This window comes from Streptomyces sp. 351MFTsu5.1 (assembly GCF_000383655.1).
In the GTDB taxonomy this organism is placed as follows: Bacteria; Actinomycetota; Actinomycetes; order Streptomycetales; family Streptomycetaceae; genus Streptomyces; species Streptomyces griseorubiginosus.
In genome coordinates, this window is sequence record NZ_KB911791.1 from 1 (window position 1) to 15,659 (window position 15,659).

Below are 15,659 nucleotides of genomic sequence, written 5' to 3' on the forward strand. Positions count from 1 at the left end.
ACCTTCATGCCGTCCAGCAGGGTGTCGTTGACGATGTCCAGCGCGGGACGCGTCCGGAGGGCCTCGTCGAGATCGGCCTCCAGGCCGTTCTTCTCGCCGTCGATGATGCGGCGCTTGAGGCGCTCCTCCAGCGGCAGGGCGGCCAGTTCCTCGGCCCGGCCCGCCTTGAGGGACTTGGTGGTGGCGCCCTCGAACAGGGCCATCAGCTTCTGCAGCGGGTCGTAGCCCTCGGCGCGGCGGTCGTAGATGAGGTCCAGGGCCGTGGTGACCTCTTCCTCGCTGAAGCGGGCGATGGGGAGGATCTTCGACGCGTGGACGATCGCCGAGTCCAGGCCCGCCTTCACGCACTCGTCGAGGAAGACCGAGTTGAGCAGGACGCGGGCGGCCGGGTTGAGGCCGAAGGAGATGTTGGACAGGCCCAGCGTGGTCTGCACGTCCGGGTGGCGGCGCTTGAGCTCACGGATCGCCTCGATGGTGGCGATGCCGTCCCTGCGGGACTCCTCCTGACCGGTGCAGATGGTGAAGGTCAGGGTGTCGATGAGGATGTCCGACTCGTGGATGCCCCAGTTCGCCGTCAGATCCTCGATCAGCCGCTCCGCGATGGCGACCTTGGTCTGCGGCGTGCGGGCCTGGCCCTCCTCGTCGATGGTCAGCGCGATCAGCGCCGCCCCGTGCTCCCGGGCCAGCTTGGTGACCTTCGCGAAACGGGACTCGGGGCCGTCGCCGTCCTCGTAGTTGACGGAGTTGATGACCGCACGCCCGCCCAGCTTCTCCAGACCGGCCTGGATGACGGGGACCTCGGTGGAGTCCAGCACGATCGGCAGGGTGGAGGCGGTGGCGAACCGGCCGGCCAGCTCCTGCATGTCGGCGACGCCGTCCCGGCCCACGTAGTCCACGCAAAGGTCCAGCATGTGGGCGCCCTCACGGATCTGCTCGCGGGCCATCTCCACACAGTCGTCCCAGCGGGCCTCCAGCATCGCCTCACGGAACTTCTTCGACCCGTTGGCGTTGGTGCGCTCACCGATCGCCAGGTACGAGGTGTCCTGACGGAAGGGGACCGTCTGGTAGAGCGAGGCGGCACCGGGCTCGGGCTGCGGGCTGCGCTCGGAAGGCGTGAGGTCGCGGACCCGCTCGACCACCTGACGCAGGTGCTCCGGCGTCGTACCGCAGCAGCCGCCGATCAGGGAGAGGCCGTAGTCGCGGACGAAGTTCTCCTGGGCGTCGGCCAGGCCTTCGGGGTCGAGCGGGAAGTGCGCGCCGTCCTTGGTGAGGATCGGCAGGCCGGCGTTGGGCATGCACAGCAGCGGGATGCGGGAGTGCCGGGCGAGATAGCGCAGGTGCTCGCTCATCTCGGCCGGGCCGGTGGAGCAGTTCAGGCCGATCATGTCGATGCCGAGCGGCTCCAGCGCGGTCAGCGCGGCACCGATCTCGGAGCCGAGCAGCATGGTGCCGGTGGTCTCGAACGCCATCGAGACCACCAGCGGCACGTCGGCGCCGGTCGCCTCCAGGGCGCGGCGGGCGCCGAGCACGGAGGCCTTGGTCTGGAGGAGGTCCTGGGTGGTCTCGACGATCAGGGCGTCGGCGCCGCCGGCGAGGAGGCCCTCCACGTTGGCCTGGTAGCCGTCGCGGATGGTGGCGTAGTCGATGTGGCCGAGGGTGGGCAGCTTGGTGCCGGGGCCTACGGAGCCCAGGACCCAGCGCTGACGGCCGTCGCGGGCGGTGTGCTCGTCGGCCGCCTCGCGGGCGATCCGGGCACCGGCCTCGGACAGTTCGTGCACGCGGTCGGCGATGTCGTACTCCGACGCGGCCGTGTGGTTGGAGCCGAAGGTGTTGGTCTCCACGCAGTCGACGCCCACCGCGAAGTAGGCGTCATGGACCGAACGGACGATGTCGGGCCGGGTGACGTTCAGGATCTCGTTGCAGCCCTCGAGGTTCTCGAAGTCCTCCAGGGTGGGGTCCTGGGCCTGCAACATGGTGCCCATCGCACCGTCGGCGACCACCACTCTGGTGGCGAGCGCCTCGCGGAGCGCGGACACACGGGTCCGGCTGTCGGCGGAAGGGGTCAGTGGCGACGAGGCCATGAAAGGGCTCCCTCAGTTGCGACGGCTGTCGGCTTCAGGGCGCCCGCGAGAGGTCCCGCTCCGGGCGCACCACGCCAGGGTAGCCGGGTCCGGGTGCGGATGGTCGGTGCGTCCACGGGACGGACGAGGATGGCGGGCAGGTCACCGCGGGACACCGGTGAGGCGACCAGTGATGCAACGGATGCCGACCGGTGACGCAACAGATGTCGACCGACCATTAGCGGGAGGTCGGCATGGACCGGTAGTGTTCGGCATTGCCGAACAGCGGCAGCGACGCCGTAACAATCGGCAGTCGAAGGGGACGGAGGCAGCACGGCGATGGCACGGAACATCCAGTCGCTCGAACGGGCGGCCGCGATGCTGCGGCTCCTCGCGGGCGGCGAGCGGAGACTCGGCCTGTCGGACATCGCCTCGTCCCTGGACCTGGCCAAGGGCACCGCGCACGGCATCCTGCGCACCCTCCAGGCGGAGGGGTTCGTGGAGCAGGACGACGCCTCGGGGCGCTACCAGCTGGGTGCCGAGCTGCTGCGCCTGGGCACCACCTATCTCGACGTCCACGAACTGCGCGCGCGTGCACTGGTGTGGACGGACGACCTGGCCCGCTCCAGCGGCGAGAGCGTCCATCTGGGCGTGCTGCACCAGCAGGGTGTGCTGATCGTGCACCACGTCTTCCGGCCCGACGACAGCCGGCAGGTGCTGGAGATCGGGGCCATGCAGCCGCTGCACTGCACGGCACTGGGCAAGGTGCTGTCGGCGTACGACCCGGTGGCGCACAGCGAGGCACTGGAGAGCGACCGCAAGGCGTTCACCGACCGGACCGTGTGCGAGCTGGACGCGTTCGAGCAGATCCTCGACCTCACCCGCGCGCGCGGGTACGCGGCGGACGTGGAGGAGACCTGGGAGGGCGTGGCCTCCGTCGCCGCGCCCATTCACGACCGGCGGCGCATGCCGGTCGGCGCGGTCGGCATCACCGGGGCGGTGGAGCGGCTGTGCCGGCCCGACGAAGAGGGCGCGCTGCGTCCGGAGCTGATCGCGGCGGTGCGGGACTGCGCCCGCGCGGTGTCGCGGGACCTGGGCGCCGGGCGCTTCTGAGTTCTGCGCGGGAGCCGGTTCCGAGGACCGGCAGGGGCCGGTACGTCAGGTGACGACCGGCCCTCAGTCGTAACCTGACACAACGCCATAAATCACTCGAACAAGATCGTTGACGCACAGGTATCCATAACGATCGTGTTTTCGACACCCAAACTCTTGACGTGCACGTAACGCCGGAGAAAGACTCCCGTCCATCGGTCGGCATTGTCGAACACCTACCGGCAATACGCGCTAGAGTGTGACAAGCCAAGGGCCGGCATCGCTCTCACCCCCGAGGGCAGCTCGAACCACCGGAGGGACCCGGGGTTCGGTCCCCTGGACGAAGGACAAAGGAGTCGCGGGTGTCCAGCTCCGACATCTTCATCGGCGAGACCATCGGTACCGCCATACTCATCCTGCTCGGCGGAGGCGTGTGCGCCGCCGTGACGCTGAAGGCCTCCAAGGCCCGCAACGCCGGCTGGCTCGCCATCACCTTCGGGTGGGGTTTCGCCGTTCTGACGGCCGTGTACACCTCGGCGCCGCTCTCCGGCGCCCACCTCAACCCGGCCGTCACGCTGGCGCTCGCGCTCAAGAAGGACGGCATCTCCTGGAGTGACGTCCCGATCTACTGGGGCGGGCAGCTGCTCGGCGCCATGATCGGTGCGGCACTGGTCTGGGTCGCCTACTACGGCCAGTTCCACGCGCACCTCACCGACAAGGAGATCGTCGGTGCTCCGGGTGCGCAGGCCACCACCGCGAAGGCCGTCGAGGCGCAGGAGAAGGGCGCGGGCCCGGTCCTGGGCGTCTTCTCCACCGGCCCCGAGGTGCGGGTCGCCTGGCAGAACGTGGCCACCGAGGTCATCGGCACCATCGTGCTGGTGCTCGCCGTCCTCACGCAGGGCCTCAACGGCGACGGCAAGGGTCTCGGCACCCTGGGCGCCCTGATCACCGCGTTCGTCGTGGTCTCCATCGGTCTGTCCCTCGGTGGTCCGACCGGGTACGCGATCAACCCGGCCCGTGACCTCGGCCCGCGTATCGTGCACGCCCTCCTGCCCCTGCCCAACAAGGGTGGCTCCGACTGGGGCTACGCCTGGGTTCCGATCGTCGGTCCGCTGATCGGCGGTGCGATCGCCGCAGGCATCTACAACGTCGCTTTCGCTTAAAGCACCGGTAGAACGTCCCCTTCCCTCACGGAATCCCAGGAGCACACAGTGACCGACGCCCACACCGCCGGCCCCTTCATCGCCGCCATCGACCAGGGCACCACCTCCAGCCGCTGCATCGTCTTCGACAAGGACGGCCGTATCGTCTCGGTCGACCAGAAGGAGCACGAGCAGATCTTCCCGAAGCCGGGCTGGGTCGAGCACAACGCCAACGAGATCTGGACCAACGTCCAGGAAGTCGTCGCCGGAGCCATCCAGAAGGCCGGCATCACCCGCGACGACATCAAGGCCATCGGCATCACCAACCAGCGCGAGACCACTCTCCTCTGGGACAAGAACACCGGTGAGCCCGTCCACAACGCCATCGTGTGGCAGGACACCCGCACCGACGCCCTGTGCAAGGAGCTCGGCCGCAACGTCGGCCAGGACCGCTTCCGCCGCGAGACGGGCCTGCCCCTCGCCTCGTACTTCGCCGGCCCGAAGGCCCGCTGGCTGCTCGACAACGTCGAGGGTCTGCGCGAGCGCGCCGAGCGCGGCGACATCCTCTTCGGCACCATGGACACCTGGGTCATCTGGAACCTGACCGGTGGTGTCGACGGCGGCAAGCACTACACCGACGTCACCAACGCCTCCCGCACCATGCTGATGAACCTCCACACCCTGGAGTGGGACGAGAAGATCGCCGAGTCCATCGGCGTGCCGCTGTCGATGCTCCCGGAGATCCGCTCCTCCTCCGAGGTCTACGGCGAGGTCTCCGGCGGCAAGCTGGGCGACCTGCTCGGCGGCATCCCGGTCGCCTCGGCGCTCGGTGACCAGCAGGCGGCCCTGTTCGGCCAGACCTGTTTCGCCGAGGGCGAGGCCAAGTCGACGTACGGCACCGGCACCTTCATGCTGCTGAACACCGGCGAGAAGATCATCAACTCGTACTCCGGGCTGCTGACCACCGTCGGCTACCGCATCGGCGACGAGGCGCCGGTCTACGCCCTCGAGGGCTCGATCGCCGTCACCGGTTCGCTGGTGCAGTGGATGCGCGACCAGATGGGCCTGATCTCCACCGCCGCCGAGATCGAGACGCTCGCCCTGTCCGTCGAGGACAACGGCGGCGCCTACTTCGTGCCGGCCTTCTCCGGTCTGTTCGCCCCGTACTGGCGCTCCGACGCCCGCGGTGTGATCGCCGGTCTGACCCGGTACGTCACCAAGGCGCACCTCGCGCGTGCCGTCCTGGAGGCCACCGCCTGGCAGACCCGTGAGATCACGGACGCCATGACCAAGGACTCGGGCGTCGAGCTCGCGGCCCTCAAGGTCGACGGCGGCATGACCTCCAACAACCTGCTGATGCAGACGCTCTCGGACTTCCTGGACGCTCCTGTGGTGCGCCCGATGGTCGCCGAGACCACCTGCCTCGGTGCCGCCTACGCCGCCGGTCTCGCCGTCGGCTTCTGGACCAGCACCGACGACCTGCGCGCCAACTGGCGCCGGGCCGCCGAGTGGACCCCCAACATGGACGCGGAGAAGCGCGACCGTGAGTACAAGAGCTGGCTCAAGGCCGTCGAGCGGACCATGGGCTGGCTCGAGGACGACGAGAGCTGAGCAGCACCCTCAACAGCTCTGACGAGGAGTAAGAACCCCACATGACCAGTCAGTCCACCCTGCAGTCCGTGCCTGCCCTCGGTACGCGCCCGGCCTCCGGCTCCCACCCGAGCCGCGCCGAGACCCGGGAGCAGCTCTCCAAGGCGTCGTACGACCTTCTCGTGATCGGCGGCGGCATCCTGGGCATCTCCACCGCCTGGCACGCCGCGCAGTCCGGCCTCAGGGTGGCCCTGGTCGACGCCGGCGACTTCGCCGGCGCCACCTCCTCCGCCTCCTCCAAGCTGCTCCACGGCGGTCTGCGCTATCTGCAGACCGGCGCGGTGAAGCTGGTGGCGGAGAACCACTTCGAGCGCCGTGCGGTCTCCCGCCAGGTGGCCCCTCACCTGGCGAACCCGCTCACCTTCTACCTCCCGGTGTACAAGGGCGGACCGCACGGCGCGGCGAAGCTCGGGGCGGGCGTCTTCGCCTACTCCGCGCTCTCCGCGTTCGGCGACGGCGTCGGCCACCTCCTGTCCCCCGCGAAGGCGGCGCAGGACGTGCCCGAGCTGCGCACCGAGAACCTCAAGGCCGTGGCGGTCTACGGCGACGACCAGATGAACGACGCGCGCATGGCGCTGATGACGGTCCGCGCGGCCGTCGAGGCGGGCGCGGTCGTGCTGAACCACGCCGAGGTGACCGGGCTCCGGTTCACCAAGGGCCGGGTGACCGGCGCGGACCTGCGCGACCGGCAGTCCGGTGACGAGTTCGGCGTGAACGCCCGGCTGGTGCTGAACGCGACCGGCCCCTGGGTCGACCACCTGCGCCGGATGGAGGACCCGAACGCGGCCCCCTCGATCCGCCTGTCCAAGGGTGCGCACCTGGTCCTCAAGCGCACCTCCCCCTGGAAGGCCGCGCTGGCCACCCCCATCGACAAGTACCGCATCACCTTCGCCCTGCCGTGGGAGGACATGCTGCTCCTCGGCACCACGGACGAGGAGTTCGAGGGCGACCCGGCGGACGTCGCGGTCACCGAGAAGGACATAGCCCAGATCCTGGACGAGGCCGCTTTCTCGGTCCGCGACCAGCAGCTGAGCCGTGACCTGATCACCTACTCCTTCGCGGGCCTGCGGGTGCTGCCGGGCGGCCCCGGCGACACCGCGAAGGCCAAGCGCGAGACCGTCGTCACCGAGGGCCGCGGCGGGATGCTGTCCGTCGCGGGCGGCAAGTGGACGACGTTCCGGCACATCGGCCGTACGGTCATGCAGAAGCTGGAGGCGCTGCCCGGCCACCCGCTGGGCGACGACTTCGAGCCCATCTCCTCGCTGCCGAAGAAGCTCCCGCTGCCCGGTGTCGCCAACCCGCGCGCGGTCGCGCACCGGCTGCTGGTGGACAACCCGGCGCCGGGTCCGCGGATGGCCGCCGACACGGCGAAGCACCTGGCGACGCACTACGGTTCGCTGGCCTTCGACATCGCCCGGCTGGCCAACGAGAACCCCGAGCTGGGCGAGCGGGTGCACCCCGACGCCCCGGAGATCTGGGCGCAGGTCGTCTACGCCCGGGACAACGAGTGGGCCGAGACGCAGGACGACGTGCTGCGCCGCCGTACGACCCTCACGATCCGCGGCCTGGCCACGGACGAGGTGCGCGCGAAGGTGCAGGACGTGCTCGACAAGAAGTAGCACTCGGCCCGGCCCCACCCTCCCCGACCGGGGTCGGCGTCCCGGGAACGGCCCCTCCCCCTATGGGGGCCGGTGTGCGAAAGGGGGCGGTTCCCCTCCGACGGAACCGCCCCCTTTCGCATGCCGCGTTGTCAGTGCCGGGTGCTTTCATGGCGGACATGGACAACGATCAGGTCGCCCCGGGGGAACTCGTCGCGCTGCGCGAGGCGTTCACGGTGGACGACGGCGGGGCGTCGGCGCTCGGCTGGGAGGCGGTCCGGGCTTTCGAGGCGCGGCACGGGGTGGTGCTGCCGGAGCCGTACCGGTCCTTCGTGGCGGAGGTCTCGGACGGGTCGTACCAGGGGCCACCGGAGTTCGGGCTCGTGGGGGTGGCCGAGCTGCCCTGGGACTGGGGTGACGACGGATCGGACCGGGACCTGCGCAAGCCGTTCCCGCTGACGCGTGCATGGCTCTGGGAGGAGGACGACGGTGACTACGAGGATCCCGACGCCGTGATCGACCAGGTCCGCAACCACGGCTCGGTCGTGCTCGGGACGGACGGGTGCGCCATGAACTGGCATCTCGTCGTGACCGGCCCGCACCGCGGGCACATATGGCACGTCACGGATGTGGGCGCGATGCCGTTCGGCTCGGAGTTCGGGCACACGACCTCCGAGCCCGGCTTCGGCGGCTGGGTTCGGCACTGGGCCGCCGGCAAGGAGTGGTTCGACGCCGGTTCAGATCAGTGACGTCACCAACTCGCGTACGGCGTCCGGTGAGTGCAGATCCTCGCGCCGCACGATCAGTTCGCGGCCGGTCAGCAGAGCCCTGCGGGACGCGCCGACCGGGTCCGGCAGTGTGGTCAGGTCGGTCAGGTGGGCGAAGCCGATGATCCTGCGGACGATCTCGGTGCCGGCGAAGCCCAGGGAGTCGGTCCAGACCCGCCCCAGGAAGCGGTCCAGGTAGGCGTCGTCGAAGAAGGTGTCGACGCGGGTGGGCCACAGGCGGCGGAACTCCGTCTCGAACGCCTCCCAGGACAGCCGGAGTTGGTCGGCGTGGTCCGTCAGACGGCCCAGGGCGCGGGCCCGTTCCTCCGAGACCAGGGCGTTCGCCCAGTACAGGCCGAGGTCGAAGCCGATGGGGCCCACGAAGGAGAACTCGGGGTCGAAGACGCGGATCACCGGGGCGCCGTCGCGGGTGCCGACCATGACGCTGCCCGAGTGGAGGTCGCCGTGCAGGAGGGCCTGGGCGCCGGTCATGAAGACGTGGCGGAGGTCGGCGACCTCGGTGCGGAGCACGGAGTCGGAGCGGAAGGCCGCCGCCAGGTCGGCCACGCCCTCGTGCCAGTGGTTGTGCTCGTGCTCGATGTACGGCTCGGACAGCACCACGTCCTCGGTGATCTTGCAGAGCTCCGGGTTGACCGAGGCCGCGATCAGGGCCTTGCGTTCGGCGGAGGGCATGCCGAAGTCGCTGGTGGAGAAGGCGAGCCGGGCGACCAGGCGGCCGATCTGCGCCGAGGTGTGGGGGCCGTAGGAGGCGCCCTCGTTGAGGACCGTGCGCAGGACCTCCAGGTCGGAGAGGTCCTCCATGACGAGGGCGTAGTTCTCGGGGTCGTAGCCGTGGACCGCCGGGATCTCGTCGGGGGCGACCTTGGCGAGCTGCTCGTAGGCGCGGGCCTCGGCGTTCGCGCGGTCGGGGCTCAGCGGCCAGGAGGGGCCGGCGACACGCACCCAGGGCAGGGCCTGCTTGAGGGCGAGGCTGCGGGTGCCGGCGGCGTTCGAGGCCAGGAAGACCCGGTTGACGTTGCCGTCGGAGACCTCCCGTACGGCGATGTCGCCCAGGTCGTCCCAGTGGCCGCGTTCGCGCAGGTATGCCGGGATGTCGTCGGTCTCCAGGATGCGGTAGCCCATGGTGGGAGAACTCCCTTATGCGGTGCGGCGCTTGGACAGGGTGAAGCTGAAGACCAGGGCGAGGATGAGGACCGCGCCCTCGACGACGTCCTGGGTGTAGTAGGGCAGGCCCTTGATGGTCAGGCCGGTGGTGATGATGCCGATGAGCACCGCGCCGAGGGCCGTGCCCCAGACGTTGGGGCGGCCCCGGCCGAGCACCGAGGTGCCGACGAGCGCGACGGCCACCGCCTCCAGGAGCTGCGAGGTGCCGGCGGAGACGTCGCCCTGGCCGATGCGGGACGCCAGGATGAGCCCGCCGATCGAGGCGAGGACGCCGGAGAGGACGTAGGCGAGCGCCCGGTACGCGCCGACGCGGATGCCGGCCAGGCGGGAGGCCTCGGGGTTGGCGCCGATCGCGTAGAGCACCCGGCCCCAGCGGGTGCGGGCGAGGAAGACCCAGGCGGCGAGGGTCAGGCCGCCGAAGATGAGGACCGAGACGGGGATGCCGAGGACCGTGCCGCGGTCGATGCGCAGGAACCCGGCGGTGAACCTGCCGGGGGCCGTGGTGCCGTCGTCCAGGGTCATGCCCGGGGTGATGGACTGGCCGTCGACCAGGATGAGCTTGCCGCCCTGGATCACGAACATGGTGCCGAGGGTGGCGAGCATGTCGGGGATCTTCAGTACGACGATCAGCAGCGCGTTGAGCAGGCCCGCGAGGGCACCGGCGGCGAGGACCGCGACGACGGCGACCGTGCCGACCTGGTTCTGGACGACCATCGTCTGGGCGGCGACCGAGACGCCGAGGCCCGCGACCGCGCCGACGGACATGTCCATCCCGCCGACGGCCATGGTGAGGGTGACGCCGAGGCCGAGGATCGCGGCGACGGAGACATAGCGGAGGGTGTCCAGGAGGGTCGCCGACTCGCGGAAGGAGCCCTCGCTCAGCGCGAAGTACAGGAACAGCGCGACCGTGACGAAGATGAAGCCGTACTTGATGACGGCGTTCTGGACCCGTACGGCGGTGCTGGTGGCGGGCGGGAGCGCCGCCTTCGTGGGGACTTCCGTGCTCTGGGTGGTGGTCATGGCGTAGTTCCTCAGGGAGCCGGGGTCACACGGACGCGGAGATGGTCTGGATGACGCGGTCGCGTTCCGCGTCCTCGCCGTACGCGTCGAGGTGGATCTCGCCGGCGGCGAGGACGACGACCCGGTCGGCGATCTCGAGGATTTCGTCGACGTCGGCGGACAGGACGAGTACGGCGGCGCCCTCGGCGGCGAGGGTCCTGGCGCGGCGGCCGATGTCCCGGCGGGCACCGATGTCCACGCCTCGGAACGGCTCGTCCAGGATGAGGACACGCGGGGTCTCGGCGAGCCAGCGGCCGACGACGACCTTCTGCTGGTTGCCGCCGGACAGCTCCTCCACGGTGCTGTGCTCGTCGCGGGCGACGACACCGAGGGCCTCGACGGTGTCGCGGCCGAGGGCGTCCTCCTTGGCGCGCTGGACCAGCCCGGCCTTGGAGAGGGACTTCAGGAACGGCAGCGAGATGTTCTGGGCCAGCGACCAGCCCGGGACCAGGGCGTCGGCGTGCCGGTCCTCGGGGACCAGGTGCACTCCGGCCCGGATCGCGTGCGCGGGCCGCCTGGGCGTGTACGGCCTGCCGTCCAGCTCGACGGATCCGGCCGGGAAGGGCTCGGCGCCGAAGAGGCCGCGGGCCAGCTCGGTCTTGCCCGCGCCCAACAGGCCCACGACACCGGTGACTTCGCCGGTGCGCAGGTCGAGGTCGAGAGGTGCGCGGCCCTCGAAGAGCTCGACACCCCTGAGCGAGAGGATCACCTCACCGGTCCCGTCCCCGTGAGCGGCCGGCCGTGCGGTCGTCGCCTCCTGGGCCTGCGCCAGCATCGCGCGCAGGGCGCTGTCCCAGTCGAAGGGCTTGGACTGGTCCTCGGTGAGCAGGCCGTCCCGCAGGACGACCAGGCGGTCGGCGAGCGCGTCGATCTCACCGAGGCGGTGGGAGACGTAGAGGACCGCGATGCCGTCGTCGCGCATCCGCTCCACGAGCGCGAAGAGGCGTTCGGCCTCGGCGGCGGACAGGGCCGAGGTCGGTTCGTCGAGGATCAGCAGCCGGGGCCGGGTGGCCAGTGCGCGGGCGAGGATGAGCAACTGGCGGTCGGAGATGCCGAGTTCGGTGACGTCCTTCCTGAGCACGGCGTCGCTCCAGCCGAGTTCGAGGCCCGCCTGAATCTCGCGGGCCCGCGCCAGCAGACGGCGTCCGTTCAGGAACGGGTTGCCGCGTGCCTGCGCCAGCTCCTCGAAGACCAGGTTCTCGGCGACCGAGAGTCCCGGCACGATGCCCTCGCCGATGCGCTGGTGCACGGTCTGGATGCCCAACTGGCGGGCGGCGAGCGGGGACTGGAGAGCCGCGGGCTCCCCGGCGACCCGCACCTCGCCCCCGTGGTCGGTGTGCACGCCGGACAGGATCTTGATCAGCGTGGACTTGCCGGCGCCGTTGGCCCCGAGCAGCGCGACCACGCTGCCCGGAGCGATGTCGAGCGAGACGGAGGCGAGCACGGTCTTGCCGCCGAAGGCCATGCTGACATCCGTGAGACTGACAGCTGCCTTTGCAGGGCTGACGTCAGTGGGCGACATTCGAGATCCAGTCCGCGGTGGAGACCTGGGACAGGTTCAGCGCGGGAAGGGCCGCCCGCAACTGGTCCATGTTCTGGATCTTCTTCTCACGCAGGAAGTCCTGGGTGATGGCGACGGCCGGGAACTCCACGGAGGACTTGTTCAGCTGACCGGCCAGCTCCAGCGCGGCGGTGCGGACGACGGCCGCGCCGACCGCGGAGGGGTCGGTGCCGGCCGTGGCCACCCAGGGGCTGTCGGCCGCGGTCATCTGCTGGATGTCGGCGTTGGAGACGTCCGCGCCGAACACCTTCACCTTGCCCTGGAGCTTCTTGTTCTGCACCGCGAGGACCGTGCCCTTGGCGAGTTCGTCGTAGGGCGCGAAGATCCCGGTCACGTCGGAGTGCTGGGTGAGCGCGGCGGAGACCAGGGGAACGTTGTCGGTGGCCGTGGAGTCGGTGACCTTGCCGACCTTGAACTGCTGCTTCCAGGCCTGTGCGGCGACCTCCTTCGCCCACACGGTGTTCCGCTTGTCGAGGGCGGCGTAGCCGGCGACGTTGACGTAGCCGACCTTGGCGTTCTTTCCGAGGTCCTTGGACATCACGTCGAGGACGGCCTGGGCCATGCTGGCGTCGTCCTGCTCCGTGCTGACCACGCCCTTGGTGGGGGTCTCGACGTCGTAGACGACGACCTTGATGCCCTTCTTCACGGCCTGGTCGATCTCCGGCTGGATGGTCGCCGGGAAGCCGTGGTCGATGATGATCGCCTTGGCGCCGGAGTTGATCGCGGAGGACAGGTCGGTGGCCTGCTTGGCGTTGTCGGCCTGGGCGTCGTACACCGTCAGGTCGATGCCGACGGCCTTGGCCTGGGCCTTGGCGCCGTTGCCCCACTGCTCGAAGTAGTCGCCGGCGCCGCTCTGCCGGACCAGGGCGACCTTGACCGGGCCCGCACTGAAGGGGGCGGGCTTCTTGCCGGTGGCGGCCGAGGCGGAGGCGGCGGTGTCACCGGTGTTCTTCGAGGCGTCCGTGGACTGCGAGCAGCCGGCGAGCGCGAGTGCGGACACGGATGCGAGGGAGAGCGCGGCGAGGGGCAGACGGGTGCGGGACATGAGGAGCTCCAGGAGCGAGAGGGAGAGGACAAGAGGGGTGCGCGTCCCGGAGCGGGCAGGGCGAATGCGCCACCGAAGCAGGCGGGTGGCGGGGCGCGAGGGGGCTCCGGAAGAGGTCAGCGACAGCTGGCGGTGGTCGTCCGAAGCAGGTCCACGTACAGCCGCCGCACGAGCAGCAGCGTCTTCATATGCAGATCATGGGAACGGTTTCAGCCATGCGTCAAATATTTTGGAACCGCTTTCTCAGGAAGTGAGACAACGACTACGTCACACCTGCGCAGGTCACGGCCCCGGTTACCATCACAAGACCGGCATCCGACCCGGCACAGTGAGGCCCTGATGACGACAGCTGACGCGAAAGCGATGTGCGTGCCTGACCTGCGCCGCTGTTGCCGCGCGCTGTGTCGCGGCTGACCGACCGCGCCGTCCCCCTTTCTCCCCTGCCCGTCCGGTGCTTGTCTCGGTATCCGGACTTCCCTTCCAGAATCCTGGAGTTGTTCCCATGACGCTGCTGACCACCTGGTCCGAGTCCGGCCCCGAGACCCTGGTCCGCCGCACCTCGGACCCGGCCGAGATCGCCGAGGCGCTGAAGCCCCTGGGGGTGCGCTACGAGCAGTGGCCGGTCCGCGAGGACGTCCCGTTCGACGCCGACAGCGAGACCGTGTTCGCCGCCTACGGCCCCGAGATCGAGAAGCTGAACGCCGAGGAGGGCTTCACGACGGTCGACGTCCTCGGCCTGCACCCCAGCGACGACCCGGAGTTCCCCGCGAAGGCCAAGGCGGCGCGCGAGAAGTTCCTCCAGGAGCACACGCACGACGACGATGACGAAGTGCGCTTCTTCGTCTCCGGCTCCGGCATCTTCTACCTGCACGTGAACGGCGAGGTGCACGCGGTCTTCTGCGAGAAGGGCGACCTGCTGGGCGTGCCGCGCGGCACCACCCACTGGTTCGACATGGGCACCAGGCCGTCGTTCACCGCGATCCGCTTCTTCCACGAGGAGGACGGCTGGATCGGCAACTTCACCGGCTCCCCCATCGCCTCCCGCTTCCCGGACTACGACACCGTCGCGGCCGGCTACGAGGCCGACAGGGCCGCCGCGTGAGCGTGCGGGACCTGACGTACGCCGTGGACGCCGTGGTGCTCGACATCGAGGGCACCACGAGCGCCACGGGGTTCGTCGTCGACGTGCTGTACCCGTACTCGCGTTCACGGTTCGCCGCGCTGCTCGCCGAGCGGTCGGGGGACCCGGAGGTGGCGCGGGCGGTGGCCCAGGTGCGCGAGGAGATCGGCGAACCGGACGCCGACGCCGCGCGCGTCGAGAAGGCGCTGAACTCCTGGCTCGACGACGACGTCAAGGCGACCCCGCTGAAGACCCTCCAGGGCCTCATCTGGTCCGAGGGCTTCGCCCGCGGCGACCTCGTCTCGCACTTCTACGACGACGTCGTACCGCGGCTGCGCGCCTGGCACTCCGCGGGCACACGGCTGTACGTGTACTCCTCGGGGTCGGTGGCGGCGCAGCGGGCGTGGTTCACCAACAGCCCGGAGGGCGACCTGACATCACTGATCTCGGGGCTCTACGACACCGAGAACGCGGGGCCCAAGCAGGAGGCGGAGTCGTACCGCCGGATCGCCACGGCGACCGGCGTGGCGCCGGACCGTCTGCTGTTCCTGTCCGACCGGCCCGGCGAGCTGGACGCGGCCCGTGCGGCGGGCTGGCACACCGTCGGGGTACGGCGGCCCGGGGAGCCGTATTTCGAGCAAGGCGTCGGCGACCACGCTGCGGCGGGGACGTTCGACGCGATCATCGTTTCTGGGAGCACCACGTGACCGCCGACATCAGCACACTCGACCTGGAAGAGGCGGGGGCGGTCCTCGCCGCCGAGTCCGCCCGCTTCGCCTCCTTCGGCTGGATGCGGGGGACCTCCGGCAACCTGTCCGTGGTGCTCTCGCGTGACCCGCTGCGGCTCGCGGTCACCGCCAGCGGCCACGACAAGGGTGAACTGACGCCCGCGGACGTCGTGCTGGTGGACGGACAGGGGGCGGCCGTACGGGGCGGCAAGCCGTCCGCCGAGGCCGAGCTGCACGCGCGCGTGGCCGCGCTGACCGGGGCCGGTGCCGTGGTCCATGTGCACACCGTCGCCTCGGTGGCCATGGGCAGGCGGGAGCCGGGCGGGATCGTCTTCAGCGACCTGGAGATGCTCAAGGGGGTCGGCCGGCCCGCGCACGACGTCGAGGTGACCCTGCCGGTCATCGCCAACAGCCAGGACATGAAGGTGCTGGGCGACCGGCTGGAGGAGGCGCGCAATCCCGGGATGCCGGCGGTGGTTGTGGCCGGGCACGGGCTGTACGTGTGGGGCGCCGATCCGCGCCAGGCCCGGCATCACACCGAAGTGGTGGAGTGGCTGCTGGAGTTGGAGCTGACGGGCCGCTGAGACCGCGAGAGGGGATCCCCGGGCCGGGGATCCCCTCTCGCGTGTGCGTCTGCTTCAGCTCTGCTGTG

At 70.2% G+C, this 15,659-nt stretch carries 13 protein-coding genes; 8 read left to right on the forward strand and 5 right to left on the reverse strand.

Annotation, left to right across the window (positions count from 1 at the left end):
* A partial coding sequence (locus H295_RS0131155; RefSeq protein ID WP_020139262.1) for a homocysteine S-methyltransferase family protein occupies window positions 1-2,081 on the reverse strand: 2,081 nt, incomplete at its 3' end.
* Window positions 2,082-2,399: 318 nt separating this feature from the next.
* Here H295_RS0131155 and H295_RS0131160 point away from each other — a divergent pair.
* The 5 genes from H295_RS0131160 (at window position 2,400) to H295_RS0131180 (ending at window position 8,291) form a co-directional block, all read left to right on the forward strand.
* Complete coding sequence (locus tag H295_RS0131160; RefSeq protein WP_020139263.1) at window positions 2,400-3,173, forward strand: IclR family transcriptional regulator; 774 nt, start codon at window positions 2,400-2,402, stop codon at window positions 3,171-3,173.
* A 341-nt stretch (window positions 3,174-3,514) separates the two neighbouring features.
* A complete protein-coding gene (locus H295_RS0131165; RefSeq protein ID WP_020139264.1) occupies window positions 3,515-4,315 on the forward strand; it encodes an MIP/aquaporin family protein in 801 nt (266 codons plus the stop codon).
* A 48-nt stretch (window positions 4,316-4,363) separates the two neighbouring features.
* Window positions 4,364-5,905 carry a glycerol kinase GlpK gene (gene glpK / locus H295_RS0131170; protein ID WP_020139265.1) on the forward strand — a complete coding sequence of 514 codons (1,542 nt, stop codon included), beginning with the start codon at window positions 4,364-4,366 and terminating at the stop codon, window positions 5,903-5,905.
* 41 nt (window positions 5,906-5,946) lie between these two features.
* Window positions 5,947-7,563, forward strand: a complete 1,617-nt coding sequence (locus H295_RS0131175; protein ID WP_020139266.1) for a glycerol-3-phosphate dehydrogenase/oxidase — start codon at window positions 5,947-5,949, stop codon at window positions 7,561-7,563.
* Between the two features lie 158 nt (window positions 7,564-7,721).
* The gene (locus H295_RS0131180) at window positions 7,722-8,291 is read left to right on the forward strand and encodes an SMI1/KNR4 family protein (protein ID WP_028809913.1); all 570 of its coding nucleotides are present in this window, start codon (window positions 7,722-7,724) and stop codon (window positions 8,289-8,291) included.
* On the opposite strand, the gene mtnK is transcribed toward H295_RS0131180, so the two are convergent.
* The 4 genes from mtnK to H295_RS0131200 are packed head-to-tail and all read right to left on the reverse strand — an operon-like array spanning window position 8,280 to window position 13,159.
* Window positions 8,280-9,452, reverse strand: coding sequence for an S-methyl-5-thioribose kinase (mtnK, locus tag H295_RS0131185; protein ID WP_020139268.1), 1,173 nt, complete (start codon window positions 9,450-9,452; stop codon window positions 8,280-8,282). The two genes, H295_RS0131180 and mtnK, sit on opposite strands and share 12 nt — an antisense overlap.
* 15 nt (window positions 9,453-9,467) lie before the next feature.
* Entirely contained in the window at window positions 9,468-10,514 is a 1,047-nt protein-coding gene (locus H295_RS0131190) for an ABC transporter permease (RefSeq protein ID WP_020139269.1), read from the reverse strand.
* 25 nt (window positions 10,515-10,539) lie between these two features.
* Window positions 10,540-12,075 (reverse strand): sugar ABC transporter ATP-binding protein, encoded by a 1,536-nt coding sequence (locus tag H295_RS0131195; protein WP_028809914.1) that lies wholly within the window; start codon window positions 12,073-12,075, stop codon window positions 10,540-10,542.
* Window positions 12,062-13,159, reverse strand: a complete 1,098-nt coding sequence (locus H295_RS0131200) for a substrate-binding domain-containing protein (protein WP_020139271.1) — start codon at window positions 13,157-13,159, stop codon at window positions 12,062-12,064. The genes H295_RS0131195 and H295_RS0131200 overlap by 14 nt, the downstream gene beginning before the upstream one ends.
* A 502-nt stretch (window positions 13,160-13,661) precedes the next feature.
* Here H295_RS0131200 and H295_RS0131205 point away from each other — a divergent pair.
* The 3 genes from H295_RS0131205 to mtnB are packed head-to-tail and all read left to right on the forward strand — an operon-like array spanning window position 13,662 to window position 15,591.
* On the forward strand, window positions 13,662-14,261 hold the full coding sequence (locus tag H295_RS0131205; protein ID WP_020139272.1) for a 1,2-dihydroxy-3-keto-5-methylthiopentene dioxygenase: 600 nt from the start codon (window positions 13,662-13,664) through the stop codon (window positions 14,259-14,261).
* A complete protein-coding gene (gene mtnC / locus H295_RS0131210) occupies window positions 14,258-14,986 on the forward strand; it encodes an acireductone synthase (RefSeq protein ID WP_020139273.1) in 729 nt (242 codons plus the stop codon). Before H295_RS0131205 ends, mtnC begins: the two co-directional genes overlap by 4 nt.
* Window positions 14,983-15,591: a methylthioribulose 1-phosphate dehydratase gene (gene mtnB / locus H295_RS0131215; protein ID WP_020139274.1), complete on the forward strand. Its 609-nt coding sequence runs from the start codon at window positions 14,983-14,985 to the stop codon at window positions 15,589-15,591. The genes mtnC and mtnB overlap by 4 nt, the downstream gene beginning before the upstream one ends.
* Window positions 15,592-15,659: the final 68 nt, after the last annotated feature.

Coding starts and splice junctions, on each gene's coding strand:
- H295_RS0131160 (WP_020139263.1), top strand. CDS start 2,400: ATGGCACGGAACATCCAGTCGCTCGAACGGGCGGCCGCGATGCTGCGG.
- H295_RS0131175 (WP_020139266.1), top strand. CDS start 5,947: ATGACCAGTCAGTCCACCCTGCAGTCCGTGCCTGCCCTCGGTACGCGC.
- H295_RS0131180 (WP_028809913.1), top strand. CDS start 7,722: ATGGACAACGATCAGGTCGCCCCGGGGGAACTCGTCGCGCTGCGCGAG.
- mtnK (WP_020139268.1), bottom strand. CDS start 9,452: ATGGGCTACCGCATCCTGGAGACCGACGACATCCCGGCATACCTGCGC.
- H295_RS0131190 (WP_020139269.1), bottom strand. CDS start 10,514: ATGACCACCACCCAGAGCACGGAAGTCCCCACGAAGGCGGCGCTCCCG.
- H295_RS0131195 (WP_028809914.1), bottom strand. CDS start 12,075: ATGTCGCCCACTGACGTCAGCCCTGCAAAGGCAGCTGTCAGTCTCACG.
- H295_RS0131200 (WP_020139271.1), bottom strand. CDS start 13,159: ATGTCCCGCACCCGTCTGCCCCTCGCCGCGCTCTCCCTCGCATCCGTG.
- H295_RS0131205 (WP_020139272.1), top strand. CDS start 13,662: ATGACGCTGCTGACCACCTGGTCCGAGTCCGGCCCCGAGACCCTGGTC.